Here is a 17,844-nt window from a genome sequence, read left to right on the forward strand (position 1 = left end):
TTGCGGCGCTACCGAACGTGCCAGTCTGGCCGATTTGGCGCTGGCCGGGCGGTAGCGGCGCTCCGGTTACTATAACCACGAAACGGCGAAAAAGCCTCCCCGCGTGAGCAGAAAGACTTTTATAAGGCTGTGGAGCGAGACTTATTCCAGCGTCACCCGGTGAAGCTCGGTCAGCGCCCCAAGGCGGACGCGCACCAGGTACACACCGGCCGGCAGCGCTCCAAGGTTGATGTCGCCGGCGGGGCTTAGCTCGCAGCGGCGCAGCTCCCGCCCGGCGGCATCGAGCACGGTGGCCTGGCGCACCTGGCCGGCAAAGGCCGGGTGCAGGGCTAGGCGCAGCGGCCCGGTGGTCGGATTGGGGTAGGCCCCGCCCGACAGCAGCACCCGCGCCCGGGTGCCGTTCAGGCGGGTGTAGGTGAAGGTGGTTTTGGGCCGGATATCGTTCAGGGAGCTGGGCCCGTTGGAGGTAGGCGAGAGGTTGGTGGTGAACGGGGCCAGGGCGGCAAAGCCCAGGATCTTATCGGGCACCAGGTACTGCACCCACAGGAACGAGCCGGTGGCGGGCATGCCGGTGCCGGTGGCGCTCATGTTCCAGTCCGTGAATACTTCCAGCGACTGGCCGGTGTAGGTAAACGGCGAGGTCAGCGGAAAGCTGATCAGGCCAATGGTGGCTGGCACCAGGTAGCCAGCGTTGTTGTAGGCTTCGGTGGCGTCGAGCGTCAGCGCGCCGAAGCTGGCATCGGTGGTGTAGGTGGTGAGGCCGGAGTTTTTCAGCAGAATGCGGAAAGTGCCGGGCCGGTTGCTGGCGCCGCCGGTGGTTTTCTCCCAGGCAATGTCGGTAATCCGGTCCCCGCTGCGCAAGCCCGCCAGGCCAAGCTCGGGCCCGTCGAACACGTAGGCGAACTGGCTGGCCAAGTAGGTGCTGGAAGCCGAGGAGCGGTAAATCGGGCCGCCGTTGGTGCTGGCCAGCGAAGTGGGCGTGCCGGTGAGCACGGTGGCCGTGAGCTGGGCGTGGGCCGGGGCCGCGCCCAGCAGCAGCCCGGTGCCCAGCGCAAGCCGGACCAGAGGGGTAAAGCAATGCTTCATAGCAGCAAAGGAGAGCAGACGAGCGAATAACCGCCCCAACAACCGGCCCCGCAGCCGTCGGGCGGCTGCGGGGCCGGGGCAAATATCGGCAGCGGAGTGCTTACCCGCGCCGTTCGGAGCCGGCCCCGTCGTCGGGGTGCCCGTCGCCGTAGTGCTCCGACGGGGCGTGGGCGCTGGTCCAGGTGGGGCCCGGGCTGCCGGGCTGCCCGCTCACGCCTGGGCTGGCGGCGGCGTTGTGGCTGGCCATGGCGGCGTTGCTGTGGACCGGCTGGGCTTCGCGGGCGGCCGGGCGCTGGCTGCTGCCGGGGCCGCTTTCCACCGCAATGGCCGTGGCCGCCGGGTGCGCCGGCCCGCCGGCGGCCGGCTGGGCGCCGCGCACCTGAATCTGGTGGCGCAGGGTTTTCTGCTGGTCTTTCGGCACCGAGATGCGCAGCACGCCGTCCTCAAACTGCGCGTCGATGCCCTGGGCGCTGGCCACGTCGGGCAGCTGGAACGAGCGGTGAAACGAGCCGTACTGGCTTTCGAGCAGGTGGTAGCGGCGGCCGTGGCGTTCCTGTTGCAGGCGCCGCTCGCCCGAAATGCTCAGGCGCCCGTGCTGAAACTCGACCTTGATGTCGTCGCGCTTCAGCCCGGGCAGCGCGGCCTCGATTTCGTAGCTCTGCTCCGTTTCGTAGGCGTCGACGTGGGGCACGAAGGCGTTGAGCTGCCCGCGCGAGTTCATGGAGTCGTTGAAAAAGCGGTCCATCATTGCCGAGAAACTCTGCGGCATCAGGTCGCCGAACGCGTCGGAATACCGTTGGATAGCCATGGCAGGGGTGAGTTTAAGGGTTGAAAATGAGTGGAGTACGGTAACCTGTACATACTGCCGCCCCGCCCGGCAGGTTGCACAATGTTGGGCGTAAGTAGCTTGTGGTCAGACTAAATAGCCGCCAAAAGCAAAGCCGGCCGCCGCAGGGTCTGCGGCGGCCGGCTACACGGCTGCGGGAGCAGCAAAGAAGCTAGCCCGGCAGCTGAAAGTGCGGGTTCTGAATGACGCCCAGCAGGTTGCCGAACGGGTCGAGCACGCAGCCCACGTAGATGCCGCCGCCCACTTCGTGCACGGCTTCGTGGGGCTGGGCGCCCAGCTCCAGCAGGCGGGTGTAGGCGGCGGCCGCATCGGGCACGCCCCAGTAGGTGACGGGGCCGCCCGGCCCGGTGCCCGGGCTGTCGGGGTCGAGGCCCAGCTCGTAGCCGCCCACGTTGAAGCCTACATAAAACGGCTCGTCGAAATAGGGCGGCTGGCCCAGAACCTGGGCGTACCACTGGCGGGCACGGGCCAGGTCTCGGACGGGGTACACAATGGTGCGTAAGCCTTGGAACATGCGTAGGGCAAAACAGTGAATAACCAGCCGGCAAATAGCGCTGCCACGCATCGATAAGCAAGCTCCCGCCGCCCCAGTTTGGGAATGCCCGGCGCATTCGTGCTACCTCCGTTCGACCGGCTACGTACTTTTAGGCCCGTTCCCGCCCGTTCCCGCCCATTGCACCCATGTCTACGCCCGATTTCCTCCAGATTGATTACCGCCCCGACCTCGACGTGCTGGTGGGCCGCTGGCAGCGCGCCGTCGGGGAAGGCGAGCTGTACGCCAGCTACCCCGCCCTGCTGGAAGTGGCCCGCGCCCACCGCTGCCATTACTGGCTGCTCGATGCCCGCCGGCGGCTTAATCTGGAAGTGGCCATTACGCCCTGGCTGCTCAACGACTTTCTGCCCCGGCTCGGGCAGCACCTGCCGGGCCGCGTGTACCTGGCCTACCTGGTGGCCCCCGTGCAGCTGACCGATGCCGTGCCGGCCGACAAAAAGATTCCGCCGCTGGTGTACTTCGAGGGCAAAGCCAGCCTGATGCAACGCTTCACCAGCGAAGCCGAGGCCCTGGCCTGGCTGCAACGACAGCAGGAACCGGCCGACTAAATAGCTAAATTTATTAGCAATAAGTTGTTTAAAAATTTAGTATTGCCGTATTTGCATGTTCACCAGCTGACCTTACCGCTATGGCCGCCGAACCGCGCAAAGCTGCCCTGGGCTTCATCTTCGTCACGCTGCTCATCGATGTAATCGGGTTTGGCATCATCATTCCGGTGGTTCCCAAGCTGATCCAACAACTCACCGGCGGCAATATCAGCGACGCGGCCCGCTACGGCGGCTGGCTGGTGTTTGCCTTCGCCATCATGCAGTTCCTGTTTTCGCCGGTGCTCGGCAACCTCAGCGACCGGTACGGCCGGCGGCCGGTGCTGTTGTTTTCGCTGTTTGGCTTCGGGCTCGACTACCTGCTGCTGGTGGTGGCGCCCAGCATCGGCTGGCTGTTCATTGGGCGGCTGCTGGCGGGCGTCACCGGGGCCAGCATGACCACCGCCACCGCCTACATTGCCGACGTGAGTCCGCCGGAAAAGCGGGCGCAGAACTTCGGCATGGTGGGCGCCGCGTTTGGTCTGGGCTTCATTATCGGGCCGGCCATCGGTGGGCTGCTCAGCCGCTGGGCGCCGCAGATCCTGGGCGGGCTCGGGCAGCTGACGGGCGTGGTGCTCGATGCGGCTCAGTGGGGGCCGCGGGTGCCGTTTATGGTGGCGGCCCTGCTCACGTTCGTCAACTGGCTGTACGGCTTCTTCGTGCTCCCCGAGTCGCTCGACGCGGCGCACCGCCGGCCCTTCGAGCTGCGCCGGGCCAATCCCGTTGGCTCGCTGCGGCAGCTGCAGCGCTACCCGGTCATCTTCGGGCTGGTCAGCTCGCTGATCTTTATTTACGTGGCCGCCCACGCCACGCAGAGCACCTGGGCGTACTTCACCATGGAGAAGTTTGGCTGGAACGAGGCCTGGGTGGGCGGCTCCCTGGCCGTCATCGGGGCGCTGGTAGCGCTGGTGCAGGGCCTGCTGATTCGCTACATCAACCCGCGCCTGGGCTCGGAGCGCTCGGTGTACGTGGGCATGCTGCTCTACGCGCTGGGTTTTCTACTCTTTGCCTTTGCCTCGCAGGGCTGGATGATGTTCCTGTTTTCGGTGCCGTATTGCCTGGGCGGCATTGCCGGCCCCGCCATTCAGGGGCTGATTTCGGCCCAAGTGCCGCCCAATGAGCAGGGCGAGCTGCAGGGCGGGCTGACCAGTCTGGTCAGCGCCACGTCCATCGTGGGCCCGCCGTTAATGACCAACCTGTTTTCATACTTCACCGGTCCGAAAGCCCCGGTGTACTTTCCGGGCGCGCCGTTTTTGCTGGCCGCAGTGCTCACCGTCATCAGCGCCTGGCTGGCCGCCCGCTCCCTGCGCGGCTCGGCGCACCTGCACCGGCCGCAGCAAACGCCCGTGCCCGAGCAGGCGCTGGCGGAGTAACTTTGCCCCGGCGGCCGGCTACGGCGCTCCTTTCCGTTTCGCTTATGCTCCTCGTTCGCCCCGCTACGGCCGCTGATCTGCCCGCCATCCTGGATATCGTACGGCGGGTGGTGCCGCTGATGCAGGCCGCCGGCAATTTTCAGTGGGAAGCCGATTATCCCAACGAAGCCGTGTTTCGGCAGGATATCGACCGGGCGCAGCTGTGGGTGGCCGAGGCCGATGGGGCCGTGGCCGGCGCGGCGGCCCTCACCACCGACCAGGACCCCGAGTACGCTCAGGCCGATTGGGACCCGGCGGAACCGGCCATCGTCACGCACCGCCTGGCCGTGGACCCGGCGGTGCAGGGCCGGGGCGTGGCGGCGGCCCTGCTGGAGCAGGCCGAGCGGCTGGCCACCGAGCGCGGGCTGAACTCCCTGCGCGTGGATACCAACTCGGAAAACCACGCCACGCAGCGCCTGTTTCCGAAGCTGGGCTACCGTTTCGCGGGCGAAATCACGCTGGCCTTCCGGCCGGGCCTGCGGTTCTTCTGTTACGAAAAGCGGCTGGCTTAGCGCCGGTTACAGCTGCTCGAATGGCAGATCCAGGCAAACCGCGGCCAGCGCCGTTGGGGCATCAGCGCCCAGCCGGTACAGGCAGTCGTCGCAGCCGGCGCCGTAGAAGCGGCCCTGGCTGTCCATGAGCAGCAGCAGGTCGTCGCCGTAGGCTACGCCCAGCACGGCCAGGCCCGGCAGGTGCAGCCGCCGGCTCAACGCTTCGTGCGCGGCCGGAAAGTAGGGAATCTGGGCGGCCAGTGCTGGTTCGAACTGCAGGTTGCTGACGCTGCCATCGTGGCGCAGGAAGCGTAGGTGCAGGCCGCCGAACTCGCGCAGAAACTTCTCGGCCGCGCCAAACCACGCGCCGCCCGATGAAGTGTTGGCGGTGCTGTAGGGCTGCGTACTCACCGTGCGCCCTTCGTGCCAGCCCGCTTCGCGCAGGATGTGTCTTACTTCATCGGAAAACCCAGACATCCCAGTGCTTATAGAGGGAGTACAAATTTATCCGAAAAAAACAAAGTAGAAAGCGGGCGCTCCGATAAAATGTGCCGTGCGTGATAAGCGCTATGCTGCTGGCACAAACCGGGTTAGCCGCGCACTCGGGCCGTGGTGGCCTCGGCCGGCTGCGCTGCCCAGTTGAGAGCAGCTGCAACGTACTCACCGGCGTCGCCGGGCTGCTGCTCATCGGATAGCACTTGCGCCGCCGCATTCCCGAGCCCGGCAGGCGAAGCCCGGGGGCTTAGCGCAGCCACGCGCGGCCGGCGGCCAGCAGGCGGGCCAGGTAGGAGGGCGCGGGCCCGGCCGCCGGGGGCGCGGCGGCCGTCGGGCTGGCGGGGGGCGGGGTGGCCCGAGCCGCAGCCGGGGCCGGACGGCTCGCCCGGACGGTGGCCTTGGCCGGGCGCTTGCGGCGGGCCCCAGCGGCGGCGGGGCGGGTGGGTTTGCTGCGCCGGGCCAGTACCGGCGGCAGGGCCGGCGTGCGGAACTCCAGCACCGGGTTGCCGTCGAGGGCGTAGACGGGATGCTCGCCGCTGAGGGCGTTCTGCCGGTATTCCATTACGCGGGCAAAATAGGTGCGGCCGGGCTCCAGGTCGCGCACGGTCACGGCGCTGTCGGGGCCGGCGGCCACCACGGCGCCCGCGCCCAGCGTGGCCCCGCGCCCGAAGCCGGCGTCGGCCACGTAGTTGGTGCCGTCTTCGGGCAAAGCCGTCAGCGGGGTTTTTTCCTGCAGCACCAGCAGGCGGCCGGTGCCGTTGCCGTTGTGCCAGCTCAGGCGGGCGGTAGTGGGGCCCAGCAGGCGGGCCTGCAGGCGGGCCGCATTTTGCTCGGGGGCGAAGAGGTCGTAGGCGGGCCAGCGGCCGTCGGCGGCGCGCAGGCAGTCCCAGCCCAGTTCCTCCAGGTCGTGCCAGAAGCGGTTGGGCAGGGCGCGGCCGTTCAGCAGAATGGCCCAGGTATAGCCCGCGGCGGTGCGCACCACGCAGCTGGCCGTGCCGTCGAGCGAGCCGGTGTGCCACCAGGTGCTGCGGTCCTTGTTGACGAGCCAGCCCTTGGCGTAGCGGCGGTTGGGCTCGTCCGAAGTCGTCATGGTGTCGATGGTGGCGGCCGTCAGCAGGTCGGGGCGGGTGGCCGAGCCGTCGACGGCCAGCACCAAGCGCACCAGGTCGCGGGCCGAAAACAGCCAGCCGCCGTGGGCGTGCATGGCCTCCAGGTTCCAGGCGCCGTAGGGCATGGGCACCTTCTGCCCGGTGCCGTAGCACGACTCGCGGCTGGTTTTGCTGAAATACTCGGCCTCGCGCTCCAGCTTGTCGGCCAGCAGGTTGCGGCCCAGGTGTGCCTCCCGCACGCCGGCCGGCGCGAAAAGGTGCTGCTGCACCCAGCCGGCGTAGGATTGCCCCGTCACCTGCTCGATGATTTTGCCCAGGATGAGGTAGCCCATGTTGGAATAGGCGAAGCGGCTGCCGGGCGTGAAGTTCAGCCCGCGGCTGAGCACGAAGCGCACCAGCACCGAGTCGGCCACCGGGTTGCTGGCCTGCATGGCCTTGGCCACGTACAGCGGGAAATCGATGGGGTCGGAGCTGCTCAGGTCGTCGACGCCGGCGTTGCGGTTCCAGCCGCCGGTGTGCTCCAGTAGCTGGCGCACCGTGATGCTGTAGATGCGCGGATCCTGAATGACGTCGTTGTAGTAAGTGCCGCGCAGGTAGCCTTCGGGCCCGAACACGCGGTGATTAAGCGTGAGCAGCCCGTCTTCGGCCAGTTTCATGACGGCCAGTGCCGTCACCGGCTTCGAAACGCTGGCCACGCGCAGCAGGTGGGCAGGCTGCATGGGCTCGGTGCGGGCCAGGTTGGCGTAGCCGAAGCCCCGCTCGTACACCAGGCGGCCGTCCTTGCTGATGGCCACCGAGGCCCCCGGAATGTCCCAGCGTTGCAGAAACGCCTGCACCACCGCGTCGCAGGGTGCCAGGGCCGGTTCGGCCACGCCCGTTTGCGCCTGCGCCGACAGCACCGTCAGCACCAACCCCACTACCAAAGTAAACCACTGCTTCACGCTGCCGACTTGTAGATAAAGCTCTGCCTGCGCCCGGTTCTGCGCAAAACGCAGGTAGGACGATTCTACAAGTTTACCAGATTGTTGGAAGAAAATGGTAATATTATTAGGCAAATAAATTGTTATTTTTCTAGTCGGCTCCGCTAAATGGCCTGTTTGGGGCTCATGGGCAGGCTAATGGGCGTTAGGGTGTTGCCGGGGTGTGTCGAACTGAATTGCTGGAAATTGTGTTTTTTGGCGAGGCGCTACGGTACCCGGCCCGGTTTTACGGGCCGGGCCGCCGGCCGAATTTATCTACTACTGCGCGGGCCCGGCCCGCGCCGGCTAAGAGGGCATATGGGGCAGCAATCCATTTTCTTCCATAACACCGCGGGGCGTCTGCACGACGATGCGCGCGGTTTTCTGCGGATAACGTGGCACCCCAACGCGCCCGACGAGGCCGCCCGCCGGGAGTTGCTGGAGCAAGCCCTGGCGTGGCTGGAGCGCTACGGGCACGGCCGCATCCTGGCCGATCAGCGCTTTGTGATGCCTTTTTCCGCCGCCGAGCAGCAGTGGATTCAGGAGCACTGGACGCCGCGGGCCGTGCAGGCCGGCTACCGTCGCCGGGCCGTGCTGTCGGCCCACGACATGGGCGCCCGGCTTTCCGCCGCCGCCATCATCATGCCCATGCGCGAGCAGATCAGCTACTGCTACTTCGACAACGAGCACGAAGCTGTGGCCTGGCTGCTGGCATAGTCAGGTCGGAGGCGTGGTAAGCGCGGCGGCCCGGCTGGCTCCATCGAGCCGGCCGGGCCGCCGCGTTCGGGTTTAAGGATTGCCTAGCCGCGCCACTGGCCAAACTTGCCGGCCTGGTAGTCCTGGTAGGCCTGCTGAATTTCGGCGTTGGTGTTCATCACGAAGGGGCCGTAGGCGACGATGGGCTCGTTGAAAGGCCGGGCGTGGCCCAGTAGCAGCACCGCGTCGCTCTGGGCTTCGAGGTGCAGGTCGTCGCCGTCGTGGTTGAGCTCGATCAGGTGCAGGGCTTCGGTGGGCTGGTCCTGCACGCGCAACTGCCCGCGCACCACGTAGCAGAAAATGGTGTGGTCGGCCGGAATGGTCAGCGCCAGCCGGCCCCCGGCCCGGAAGTACACCGTGGCCAGGGCAATGTCGGCCAGGGGCTGCACGGCGCCCGCGGTGCCGGCCCACTCGCCTGCTATGGCCTGCAGGCTCACGCGGCCTTCGTCGAGGCTGATGCGGGGTATTTCGGGCTCCTGCAGGCCCACGTAGCGCGGCTCGGTCATCTTGTGCCGGGCGGGCAGGTTCACCCACAGCTGCAGAATTTCGAGCGGGCCGCCCGTGCGCTTGAATTCCGGCGACGACACCTCGGCGTGAATCAGCCCGCGGCCGGCCGTCATCCACTGAATGCCGCCGGCGTTGATGATGCTCTGGTGCCCGCCGGTGTCTTCGTGCATGATGTCGCCGGCCAGGATGAAGGTGACGGTTTCGAAGCCGCGGTGCGGGTGCGGGCCGAAGGGCAGGCCCCGGTTGCCCGGCTTGTAGGTTTGCGGGCCGTGGTGGTTCAGAAACAGAAACGGGTCGAGGTGCTCGACGGAACGCGTGGGCAGGGCCCGGTACGTGACGAGGTCGTCGATGGGGGCACTGACGGCGCGGTGCTGCTGCTTGATGGTGCGCATGAGCAGGAAGGACAGGTGGGATGGGAGCCGGCCGCCCGTACGGGGGCGCCGGAGCTACTGTCCAATACCAGCCGACCGGGAATAAGTTGCGGGCAGGGCGTGCCCGGCAGGTAACCACCCCCTGGGTCCCGCCGACCGGCGTGCGGCTTTCGTGCGGCTTTACCGCTGCGCCAGGGCCAGGTAGGCCGAGGGCTGACCGCCGGCCGGCTCCGGCACCTGCGCCGCCAGCAGGGGCTGCAGCTCGCGGGCCAGCAGCTGGCTGTAGTGCGGAATGCCGCGGCTGTTCAGGTGCGTCGCGTCGCGCCAGTAGCGCATGGCCGTCAGGGCGGGCGGGGCGGCGGTGGCGGCGTAGTTCAGGTAGGGCACGCCCGCGCGCCGCAGCAGCGAATCAACCACCCCGGCCGACTCGCGCACGTGGGGCGGCACCCGGTAATAAGGCGTCGTGAAGCAGATGAGCCGCACCTGCTGCTGCCGGCACAGCGTCACAAAATCGTGCAGGTAGCGCAGGTGCCCGCGGTTGAGGCGGTACTGCTCCGCGGCCAAGTAGCGGGTGCTGTAGAGGGTATTGATGCTGTCCTGGGCGGTGGGTGGGTAGGGGTCGAAGCCCTGCGAGGGGGCGGCGCCCTGGCGCTGCAGGTAGTGGTTTTTCGCCAGCCCGAACAGGCGCCCGTTGTGGCGGTACAGCGCCAGGCCGTGCTTGAGCGGCTCCCACCGCGACAGTTCCTGGCTGTACTGCGTCACCAGCGGGGCCTGGCCGTAGTAGTGGCGCAGGTTGCGGATGTCGGCCGGAAAGCTGGGCCGGATGTACTCGTCGAGGTCGATGTGGAGCAGGATGGTTTGGGGCAGCCGGCCGCGCTCGGCCAGCAGGCTCAGCAGCCCCGACTGAAAAATCTGGCTGGTGCCGGGGTGGGCCAAGCTGAAGGCTTCCACCGGCAGGCTGTCGGGGTTCACGTCGAGTGAGGCGCGCGAATTGCCCATCAGCACCAGCGCGGGCGGGGCCGGCCGGGCAAAGTAGTGGTTTAGAATCCCGCCCTTCTGCCCCACGTAGGTGCGGGCGTAAACGTGGTCGAGCAAATGGGCGCCGCCGCGGTCGATGAGCAGGAGCAGGCCTGCAAACAGCGCGAAAAACAAGGCAAAGCGTTTCATAGCGGCTGGCGGCTTAGAACTGGAAGTAAATGAACTGCTCGCCCGTCGACACCCCAAAGCAGATAATGAGCAGGGTGAGGGCCAGCGAGAAGGCCAGGGGGCGCGTCCAGGTGCGGTGGGGCATGATGGCCTCGGTGTTGCGCCCGCGCAGGTAGCCGTACTCCACCAGCAGCAGCAGCCCCAGGCCCAGCAGCAGCGGCCCGGCCGTGCCCGGCTCCCAGGCCAGCGAGGTGCCCGGGACCTGCTCCACGATGTGGCGCACGATGAACAGAGCCTGCTCGAACGACTGGGCGCGGAAAAACACCCAGGTGAGGCAAATCAGGTGAAACGTGAGGCCGATACGCAGCAGCTTCGACCACCAGGGCAGCTGCTCGGTGGCTTCCACGCGCACGCCCAACAGCTTTTCCACGCTCAGATACAGCCCATTGAGGAAGCCCCAGATGACGAAGTTCCAGGAGGCGCCGTGCCAGAGGCCGCCCAGCAGCATGGTCAGCATCAGGTTGCGGTAGGTCAGCCACCGGCCCAGGCGGCTGCCCCCCAGCGAGATGTAGAGGTAGTCGCGCAGCCAGGTGGAGAGCGAGATGTGCCAGCGCCGCCAGAATTCGGTGACCGACTTGGCAAAGTAGGGCATGCGGAAGTTTTCCATCAGCCGGAAGCCCATCACCTGCGCCGAGCCCAGGGCAATGTCGGAGTAGCCCGAAAAGTCGCAGTAGATCTGCACCGCGAAGGCGTAGGTGGCCAGCAGCAACGACCAGCTCGAATGCACCTCGTAGTGGTTGTAGACGGAATTGACGTACTCGGCCATCACGTCGCCTACCACCACTTTTTTGAAAATGCCCCAGAGCATGCGCTGCAGCCCGATAAGCGTCTGGGTGAAATCGAAGCGCTTCACCTCGTGAAACTGCGGCAGCACGTTCTGCGGCCGCTCGATGGGGCCGGCCACCAGCTGCGGGTAAAACATCACGTAGAGCGCGTACAGCCCCAGGTGGCGCTCGGCCCGGAAGTTGCCGCGGTACACCTCAATGGTGTAGCTCATGGCCTGAAACGTGTGAAACGACAGCCCGATGGGTAGTATAATGCTCAGGTAGGGCAGCGCGTGGTGCGTGATGTGCAGCGAGTCGAGCAGGTCGTTGACGTTGTCGATGAAGAAGTTGTAGTACTTGAACACGGCCAGCACGCCCAGGTTGGCCACCAGGCTCAGCACCAGAAACTGCTTGCGCCGCCGGCCCTGCGCCTGCTCGATCTGAATGCCCGCCACGTAGTCGATGGCAATGGTGAAGAGCAGGATGAGCAGGTAAACCGGGATGAAGGCCATGTAGAAGCCGCAGCTGGCCACCAGCAGGTGAATCCAGCGAAACCGGTGGGGCAGGGCCCAGTACACCACCGTGACCACGACGAAGAAGACGAGGAACTCGACGGAATTGAAAAGCATGGGGAAGAAGGAGGAGGTTGGTGGAGGGCAACAGCCGGCCCGGCGCCCCTTGGGAAGGCGCAGCTGGCAGACTGGGAAAAGAAGCACCGCAGGGGCTCCGACTGGGTGGCGCCGGTCGGACGGGCTGTTTGCTGCTCGGCACCAGCAGCCAAATCAACCCGGGCCTGTCACGGGGGCGTAAGTGGCGGCTGAGTTTGAAGTGCGCGTATCATCGTCGTCGACTGTGAATAGCAACGGCTAATATAGTTTATGTAAAGTTAATTCAAAATATAGTACAAATATTCTGCTTGTTTTAATCTGATTTTAATTCAATGAATGGAGGAGACACTTGCCAAGCGTTGTCGAATGCGAGGCATAAGCTAACCCGGCGGGCTAATTGGCTGTTGAAAAGGCCATGCCGGTTTGACTTGCGAAATACGCAGTCGGTATGGTACTCACCCCGGCACTTACTTGTATGGATATGGCTCACCTGTTCACGCCGCTTACGTTGCGCGGTGTCACCCTCAAAAACCGTATTGTCGTTTCGCCCATGTGCATGTACTCGGCCGAAGACGGCTTCGCCAACGACTGGCACCTGGTGCACCTGGGCAGCCGGGCCGTGGGCGGGGCCGCGCTGGTCATTCAGGAGGCTACCGCCGTGGCGCCCGAGGGCCGCATCACCCCCGACGACCTGGGCATCTGGCAGGACGAGCACCTGCCGTTTCTGCGGCGCATCACCGCGTTTATCGAGGCCCAGGGCGCGGTGCCGGGCATTCAGCTGGCCCACGCCGGCCGCAAAGCCAGCCACCGCAGCCCCTGGCAGGGCGGCACCGAAGTAGCGCCGGCCGAGGGCGGCTGGCCCACCGTGGCCCCCAGCGCCCTGGCGTTTGTTCCCGCCGAAACCGCACCGCAGGCCCTCGATCAGGCCGGTATCGACAAGGTCATTGCCGATTTTCGGGCCGCCACCGCCCGGGCCCTGGCGGCCGGCTACCGGGTTATCGAAATCCACGCCGCCCACGGCTACCTGCTGCACGAATTCCTCTCGCCGCTGAGCAACCAGCGCACCGACGCCTACGGCGGCTCCTTCGACAACCGCACGCGCCTGCTGCGGCAGGTAGTGGAAGCCGTGCGCGCCGAGCTGCCGGCCGAACTGCCGCTGCTGGTGCGCCTCTCGGCCACCGACTGGGTGGCGGGCGGCTGGTCGGCCGACGATTCGGTGGCCCTGGCGCGCGTGCTCCAGGGCCTCGGCGTCGACCTCATCGACTGCTCCACCGGCGGCAACGTGGCCCAGGCCCCGATTCCGGTCGGGCCCGGCTACCAGGTGGAGTTTGCGGCCCGCATCCGCCGGGAAACCGGTCTGCCCACCGGCGCCGTGGGCCTCATCACCGATGCCCGGCAGGCCGAGCACATCGTTGCCACGGGCCAGGCCGACGTGGTGCTGCTGGCCCGTGAGCTGCTGCGCGACCCGTATTTCCCGCTGCACGCCGCCCACGAGCTGGGCACCGAGCTGCCCTGGCCCAAGCAGTACGAGCGGGGCCGGCCGCGGCGGAAGTAGCGCGTGCTTGAGCCCGCGTGCGGGTGGACGATTCTCGCGGAACAGCCTGCAGGTACATTACCATCTGACGGCCGTGGGTTGAAGCCCCTGCTACATTTGCTTGCCGAACTGAAAAGGACCAGCCAAGCCCGGCAGTGTCGCCGAAATTCCCGTATTTCTGGCGACGGCCGGCCCGGCCCAGTCTTTTCCCCCTATGGCCCTGTTTTACTCCCTGATGAAACCACCCGTGCAGCTGGCGCTGCGCGTGTTTTTCCGGCGTCTCGAAATTCGCCACCCCGAGCGCCTGCAGGAGCCGGGGCCGCTGCTGGTGGCCGCCAACCACCCCAACACCCTTATGGACCCGCTGCTGGTGGCCGCCAACCGTCGGCGCAGCCAGCTGTTCTTTCTGGCCAAGAGCACGTTTTTTCAGAACCCGTTGTCGCGCTGGTTTTTCGAGCGCTCCAACTGCATCCCGGTGTACCGCCGCCAGGACGCCGAGTCGGGCGCAGCCGGTGTGTCGCCCGAGGAGCTGGCCGCCCTCAATGAAAAGGCCTTCGGCCGCAGCTACGACCACCTCGACCGCGGCGGCCTGCTGATGATTTTTCCGGAGGGCACCAGCATTTCGGAGCGGCGGCTGCGGCCACTCAAGACCGGGGCCGCCCGCATTGCCCTCGGCGCCGAGGCCCGCCGCGACTTTCAGCTCGGCGTGCGCATTCTGCCCATCGGCCTGAACTACTCCGCGCCTACCCGCTTCCGCTCCGACGTGCTGATCTACCCCGCCCGCCCCATCGTGGTGGCCGACTACGCCGAGCAGTACCGCCAAGACCCCGAAGCTGCCGCCGACGCCCTCACCGAGGAGCTGCGCCGTCGCCTCGAAGCGCACCTCGTCGTCACCCGCGACGACGCCGAGGACGCCCTGGTGCGGCAGGTGGAGGATACCTTCGGCGAGTACCTGGTGCCCGAGCACGACGAAGGCAGCCCCTACGAGGAGTTTCGCCTCACGCGCACCCTGCTGCAGGCCGTGGCCTGGTTTGAGCGCCACGACCCTGCGCACCTGGCCGAGCTGCATCAGCAGGTCGATCAGTACACCCGCAGCCTGCGCCAACTGCGCCTTTCCGACGAAGCCCTGCAGCGTAGCGGCGCCGGCCGTGGCCGCCTGGAGCGCGGCCTGCTCACTACCCTGAAAGTGCTGCTGGGCTTCCCGCTCTACCTCTTCGGGGTGGTCAATAACTACGTGCCCTACATCATTCCGTCGGTGGTAGCCCGCCGCGCCACCAAGGACGTGGAGTTCGTGGCGCCGCTGATGATGGTGACGGGCATGTTCTCCTTCGGCCTTTTCTATCCGCTGCAGATCTGGCTGGTACAGCGCCTCGCCCACAACGGCTGGCTGACCTTGCTCTACGCCCTGAGTCTGCCCCTCACCGGCTTTTACGCCCTGCACTACTGGGACCAGCTCACCCAGCGGCTGCAGCGCCTGCGCCTGCTGCGGCTTTTCGGCCAGCAGCCCGCCGCGGTGGAAGCCCTGCTGCGTCAGCGCCGCACCATTCTGCAGCTGCTCGCCGACGCCCGCGACGCCTACGCGGCCGCCCAGGCCCGTCGGTAGCCGCTACCGGCGCGGCTACCGACAGCAGTAGCGGGGCTGCCGGTAATCTGCAACATGCCTGCGTTCAGACGGCCGCACCCACCGGTTCTGGCAATTTGCGCTTATTTGTTGCGGAGTTTATTACTGCTTTGCGCCTTATGTCCCGTTTCCGCCCCGCCATTCCCCGTATCCTGTTCAGCGCTGCCTTCGTGGCCACGGCCCTGACCACCACGGCTCAGCCCACGCTCAAAGGAGCGCAGCTGCCACCCACCTGGGCCAAGGACGTGGTATGGTACCAGATTTTTGTGGAGCGCTTCGCCAACGGCGACCCGAAAAACGACCCCACGCCCGCCACCATGGCTCCCTCGTTTCAGGCCCCGCCCGGCTGGCGCATCACGCCCTGGGCCCACAACTGGTACGAGCCCGAGCCCTGGGCCAAACAAGCCAAGCTCAGCTGGGGCGACGAGCTGGGCCTGCGCCGCTACGGCGGCGACCTGCAGGGCGTGCTCAACAAGCTCGATTACTTAAAGGAGCTGGGCGTGTCGGCGCTCTACATAAACCCCATTAACGACGCGCCCTCGCTCCACAAGTACGACCCGCGCAGCTACCACCACGTCGACATCACCTTCGGCCCCGACCCCGCCGGCGACCAGCGCATCATTGCCGCCGAAAACCCCAACGACCCCAAAACCTGGCAGTGGACCAGCGCCGACAAGCTGTTCCTGAAGCTTATCGACGAGGCCCACCGCCGCCGGATGAAAGTCGTGCTCGATTACTCCTGGAACCACACGGGCACTCAGTTCTGGGCCTGGCAGGACATCCTGAAGCAGCAGCAAGCCTCGCCCTTCGCCGATTGGTACCAGATTACCACCTTCGATAACCCCGCCACGCCCGCCAGCGAATTCGCCTACCAAGGCTGGGCCAACCTGGCCAGTCTGCCCGAAATCCGCAAAGTCGATGTGCCCGTGCCGCGCCAGCCCGGCGGCCACCCTTACGAGGGCAACGTCAACGCCGGCGCCAAGCAACATATATATAGTGTGAGCAAACGCTGGCTGCTGCCCGACGGCGACGCCAGCCGGGGCGTCGACGGTTACCGCCTCGATGTAGCCGACCAGATTCCAATGGGCTTCTGGCGCGACTACCGCTCCTATATAAAGAGTCTGAAGCCCGAGGCCTACCTCGTCGGCGAAATCTGGTGGGAGGAGTGGCCCGATAAGCTGATGAACCCGGTGCCCTACACCAGCGGCGACATCTTCGATGCCGTCATGTTCTACCAGGTCTACCGCCCCGCCCGCCAGTTCTTCGCCAACGTCGCCGAGCCCCTCGATGCCCCGCAGTTCGTGCAGGCGCTGCAGGCCGAGTGGAACCGCCTGCCCGAGCCCACGCGCTACGCCATGATGAACGTCAACGCCACCCACGACGCCCCGCGCCTGCTCACCGACTTCTACAACGCCAATAAGTACAAGTACCAGGCCACCCCCCGCGACAACCCCGCCTACAAAACCGGCAAGCCCGACGCCGACACCTATAAGAGAGTGCGCCTCTACCTGATGCACCAATTCACCAGCATCGGTGCCCCCCACATCTGGAATGGCGACGAGCTGGGCATGTGGGGCGCCGACGACCCCGACTGCCGCAAGCCCCTCATGTGGCCCAATCTCTCGTTCGAGTCCGAAACCCGCACCAACTACCAGCCCGGCCCCACCGACCCCGTCGCCTACAACGCCGAGCACCACCACTTCTACCAGCAGCTGGCCCGCCTCCGCCGCGAGCATCCCGTGCTGCGCACCGGCCGCCTGGAGTTCCTCACCGCCACCGGTAAGCAGCTCGCCTACCGCCGCTCCGACGGAAAAAGCCAGATCATGGTCCTCTTCAATCTCGAATCAACGCCGCAGACGTTTAAGCTTCCCGGCAACAGCAAGCGGACCACTCTGCTGGGCGACGGAAAACTAACTGCTACCGGTGCCACCCTGCCCGCCATGAGCGGCCTGATTCTTCGGCAATAAGCAGCATAACGGAATAAGCCGTAGGAGACGAATGGACTCCTGCGGCTTATTTCACTACGGCCTCCCACTTGGTAAGCAGTTACTCCTATCCTATATAGAGTGGCCTAACACCATACTGCACCGCCTTGCTAACAGTATCCATTAGGCAAGACTCACTCGTCAGCAAAGCCCGCAACTTTTTTTTAGCCCCTCCAACGTCGTTGTAGGTCCTGATTGTTAGGCAACTGCCATCGGCATATTCCTGACAGAAACCCTCTGGCTCTCCCCAAATGACGAGCAGGGCTTGCGCGCGACAAATCATCCTGCTACTTTTGCACTCCCAATCAGACGGAATGGGGCAAGCACAACCGAAAAACAGCATCTAAATTTTATTTTAGAATGTTTGTAGATCGAAAAAGCTTCTTACCTTTGCACCCCGCTTCAGAAGGAGGCAGAAAGCAGCGTAAGTCAACAAAGAAAGTTTGAAAAAATTTTCCTTGAAGCTTGCGGCGAAAGAAAAGCTTCTTACCTTTGCACCCCGCTTCAGAAGGAGGCAGAAAGCAAAGAGAATCGAAGAAGCAAACAGAAAGAAAATTTCTTCGAAAGCTTGCAAAACGAATAAAGATTCTTACCTTTGCAACCCCGAGCGGAACGACGCTCGGTAAGTACAGGAAAGAAGAGGTTGTAATAACAACCACACGGCTGATTCAGATGGAATTAGCATACGTTCTTTGAAAGACTGGAAAGACAAATAGGTAAGACTTGCTCTGCTTCGGCAGAGCAACGAGCAGCGTACAAGAATAAAGCTCGTCAATACGGGTCGGATCAGCACTCGACATCGGCTCTGCTTCGGCAGATGCTAAGAATTTTTTACAATGGAGAGTTTGATCCTGGCTCAGGATGAACGCTAGCGGCAGGCCTAATACATGCAAGTCGAACGGTGGTAGCAATACCATAGTGGCGCACGGGTGCGTAACGCGTAGGCAATCTGCCTA

General features: G+C 65.3%; 15 protein-coding genes and 1 rRNA gene. 8 read left to right on the forward strand and 8 right to left on the reverse strand.

The window, feature by feature from the left end; genetic code table 11:
• Nucleotides 1-141 precede the first annotated feature (141 nt).
• The 3 genes from DLM85_RS22920 to DLM85_RS22930 form a co-directional block, all read right to left on the reverse strand.
• Nucleotides 142-1,086 carry a T9SS type A sorting domain-containing protein gene (locus DLM85_RS22920; RefSeq protein WP_111480520.1) on the reverse strand — a complete coding sequence of 315 codons (945 nt, stop codon included), beginning with the start codon at nucleotides 1,084-1,086 and terminating at the stop codon, nucleotides 142-144.
• 100 nt (nucleotides 1,087-1,186) lie between these two features.
• Complete coding sequence (locus tag DLM85_RS22925) at nucleotides 1,187-1,894, reverse strand: Hsp20/alpha crystallin family protein (RefSeq protein WP_111480521.1); 708 nt, start codon at nucleotides 1,892-1,894, stop codon at nucleotides 1,187-1,189.
• A 190-nt stretch (nucleotides 1,895-2,084) separates the two neighbouring features.
• Nucleotides 2,085-2,447 carry a VOC family protein gene (locus tag DLM85_RS22930; protein WP_111480522.1) on the reverse strand — a complete coding sequence of 121 codons (363 nt, stop codon included), beginning with the start codon at nucleotides 2,445-2,447 and terminating at the stop codon, nucleotides 2,085-2,087.
• 167 nt (nucleotides 2,448-2,614) lie between these two features.
• On the opposite strand from DLM85_RS22930, the gene DLM85_RS22935 reads away from it, so the two are divergent.
• The 3 genes from DLM85_RS22935 (at nucleotide 2,615) to DLM85_RS22945 (ending at nucleotide 4,994) form a co-directional block, all read left to right on the forward strand.
• Nucleotides 2,615-3,034: a hypothetical protein gene (locus tag DLM85_RS22935; RefSeq protein ID WP_111480523.1), complete on the forward strand. Its 420-nt coding sequence runs from the start codon at nucleotides 2,615-2,617 to the stop codon at nucleotides 3,032-3,034.
• A gap of 80 nt (nucleotides 3,035-3,114) precedes the next feature.
• Nucleotides 3,115-4,443: a TCR/Tet family MFS transporter gene (locus DLM85_RS22940; RefSeq protein ID WP_111480524.1), complete on the forward strand. Its 1,329-nt coding sequence runs from the start codon at nucleotides 3,115-3,117 to the stop codon at nucleotides 4,441-4,443.
• A gap of 44 nt (nucleotides 4,444-4,487) precedes the next feature.
• Complete coding sequence (locus DLM85_RS22945; RefSeq protein WP_111480525.1) at nucleotides 4,488-4,994, forward strand: GNAT family N-acetyltransferase; 507 nt, start codon at nucleotides 4,488-4,490, stop codon at nucleotides 4,992-4,994.
• 6 nt (nucleotides 4,995-5,000) lie between these two features.
• On the opposite strand, the gene DLM85_RS22950 is transcribed toward DLM85_RS22945, so the two are convergent.
• Together DLM85_RS22950 and DLM85_RS22955 are read right to left on the reverse strand one after the other, a co-directional pair.
• The gene (locus DLM85_RS22950) at nucleotides 5,001-5,450 is read right to left on the reverse strand and encodes an SUKH-3 domain-containing protein (protein ID WP_111480526.1); all 450 of its coding nucleotides are present in this window, start codon (nucleotides 5,448-5,450) and stop codon (nucleotides 5,001-5,003) included.
• Between the two features lie 265 nt (nucleotides 5,451-5,715).
• The gene (locus DLM85_RS22955; protein WP_165822267.1) at nucleotides 5,716-7,518 is read right to left on the reverse strand and encodes a serine hydrolase; all 1,803 of its coding nucleotides are present in this window, start codon (nucleotides 7,516-7,518) and stop codon (nucleotides 5,716-5,718) included.
• A 336-nt stretch (nucleotides 7,519-7,854) separates the two neighbouring features.
• Between DLM85_RS22955 and DLM85_RS22960 the strand changes: the two genes are divergently transcribed.
• Nucleotides 7,855-8,253, forward strand: a complete 399-nt coding sequence (locus DLM85_RS22960) for an STAS/SEC14 domain-containing protein (protein WP_111480528.1) — start codon at nucleotides 7,855-7,857, stop codon at nucleotides 8,251-8,253.
• 83 nt (nucleotides 8,254-8,336) lie between these two features.
• Here DLM85_RS22960 and DLM85_RS22965 read toward each other — a convergent pair whose 3' ends face one another.
• The 3 genes from DLM85_RS22965 to DLM85_RS22975 form a co-directional block, all read right to left on the reverse strand.
• Nucleotides 8,337-9,191 carry a pirin family protein gene (locus tag DLM85_RS22965; protein ID WP_111480529.1) on the reverse strand — a complete coding sequence of 285 codons (855 nt, stop codon included), beginning with the start codon at nucleotides 9,189-9,191 and terminating at the stop codon, nucleotides 8,337-8,339.
• Nucleotides 9,192-9,350: 159 nt separating this feature from the next.
• The gene (locus DLM85_RS22970) at nucleotides 9,351-10,337 is read right to left on the reverse strand and encodes a hypothetical protein (RefSeq protein ID WP_111480530.1); all 987 of its coding nucleotides are present in this window, start codon (nucleotides 10,335-10,337) and stop codon (nucleotides 9,351-9,353) included.
• A gap of 13 nt (nucleotides 10,338-10,350) precedes the next feature.
• Entirely contained in the window at nucleotides 10,351-11,769 is a 1,419-nt protein-coding gene (locus DLM85_RS22975) for an MBOAT family O-acyltransferase (protein ID WP_111480531.1), read from the reverse strand.
• Between the two features lie 460 nt (nucleotides 11,770-12,229).
• Between DLM85_RS22975 and DLM85_RS22980 the strand changes: the two genes are divergently transcribed.
• From DLM85_RS22980 to DLM85_RS22995, 4 genes are all read left to right on the forward strand, one after another.
• Complete coding sequence (locus tag DLM85_RS22980) at nucleotides 12,230-13,303, forward strand: NADH:flavin oxidoreductase/NADH oxidase (protein WP_111480535.1); 1,074 nt, start codon at nucleotides 12,230-12,232, stop codon at nucleotides 13,301-13,303.
• 193 nt (nucleotides 13,304-13,496) lie between these two features.
• Complete coding sequence (locus DLM85_RS22985; RefSeq protein WP_111480532.1) at nucleotides 13,497-14,885, forward strand: lysophospholipid acyltransferase family protein; 1,389 nt, start codon at nucleotides 13,497-13,499, stop codon at nucleotides 14,883-14,885.
• Nucleotides 14,886-15,022: 137 nt separating this feature from the next.
• Nucleotides 15,023-16,870: a glycoside hydrolase family 13 protein gene (locus DLM85_RS22990; protein WP_111480533.1), complete on the forward strand. Its 1,848-nt coding sequence runs from the start codon at nucleotides 15,023-15,025 to the stop codon at nucleotides 16,868-16,870.
• An 851-nt stretch (nucleotides 16,871-17,721) separates the two neighbouring features.
• Nucleotides 17,722-17,844 (forward strand): 16S ribosomal RNA (locus tag DLM85_RS22995); the annotation flags it as partial.

Origin of the sequence: Hymenobacter edaphi, from assembly GCF_003258365.1 — a bacterium.
GTDB classification, from domain to species: Bacteria; Bacteroidota; Bacteroidia; order Cytophagales; family Hymenobacteraceae; genus Solirubrum; species Solirubrum edaphi.

Bases quoted from the DNA above. Each gene is read 5' to 3' on its own strand.
- DLM85_RS22960 (WP_111480528.1), top strand. From the start codon at position 7,855: ATGGGGCAGCAATCCATTTTCTTCCATAACACCGCGGGGCGTCTGCAC.
- DLM85_RS22990 (WP_111480533.1), top strand. From the start codon at position 15,023: ATGTCCCGTTTCCGCCCCGCCATTCCCCGTATCCTGTTCAGCGCTGCC.
- DLM85_RS22980 (WP_111480535.1), top strand. From the start codon at position 12,230: ATGGCTCACCTGTTCACGCCGCTTACGTTGCGCGGTGTCACCCTCAAA.
- DLM85_RS22975 (WP_111480531.1), bottom strand. From the start codon at position 11,769: ATGCTTTTCAATTCCGTCGAGTTCCTCGTCTTCTTCGTCGTGGTCACG.
- DLM85_RS22920 (WP_111480520.1), bottom strand. From the start codon at position 1,086: ATGAAGCATTGCTTTACCCCTCTGGTCCGGCTTGCGCTGGGCACCGGG.
- DLM85_RS22965 (WP_111480529.1), bottom strand. From the start codon at position 9,191: ATGCGCACCATCAAGCAGCAGCACCGCGCCGTCAGTGCCCCCATCGAC.
- DLM85_RS22985 (WP_111480532.1), top strand. From the start codon at position 13,497: ATGGCCCTGTTTTACTCCCTGATGAAACCACCCGTGCAGCTGGCGCTG.
- DLM85_RS22970 (WP_111480530.1), bottom strand. From the start codon at position 10,337: ATGAAACGCTTTGCCTTGTTTTTCGCGCTGTTTGCAGGCCTGCTCCTG.
- DLM85_RS22930 (WP_111480522.1), bottom strand. From the start codon at position 2,447: ATGTTCCAAGGCTTACGCACCATTGTGTACCCCGTCCGAGACCTGGCC.
- DLM85_RS22945 (WP_111480525.1), top strand. From the start codon at position 4,488: ATGCTCCTCGTTCGCCCCGCTACGGCCGCTGATCTGCCCGCCATCCTG.
- DLM85_RS22940 (WP_111480524.1), top strand. From the start codon at position 3,115: ATGGCCGCCGAACCGCGCAAAGCTGCCCTGGGCTTCATCTTCGTCACG.
- DLM85_RS22950 (WP_111480526.1), bottom strand. From the start codon at position 5,450: ATGTCTGGGTTTTCCGATGAAGTAAGACACATCCTGCGCGAAGCGGGC.
- DLM85_RS22935 (WP_111480523.1), top strand. From the start codon at position 2,615: ATGTCTACGCCCGATTTCCTCCAGATTGATTACCGCCCCGACCTCGAC.
- DLM85_RS22925 (WP_111480521.1), bottom strand. From the start codon at position 1,894: ATGGCTATCCAACGGTATTCCGACGCGTTCGGCGACCTGATGCCGCAG.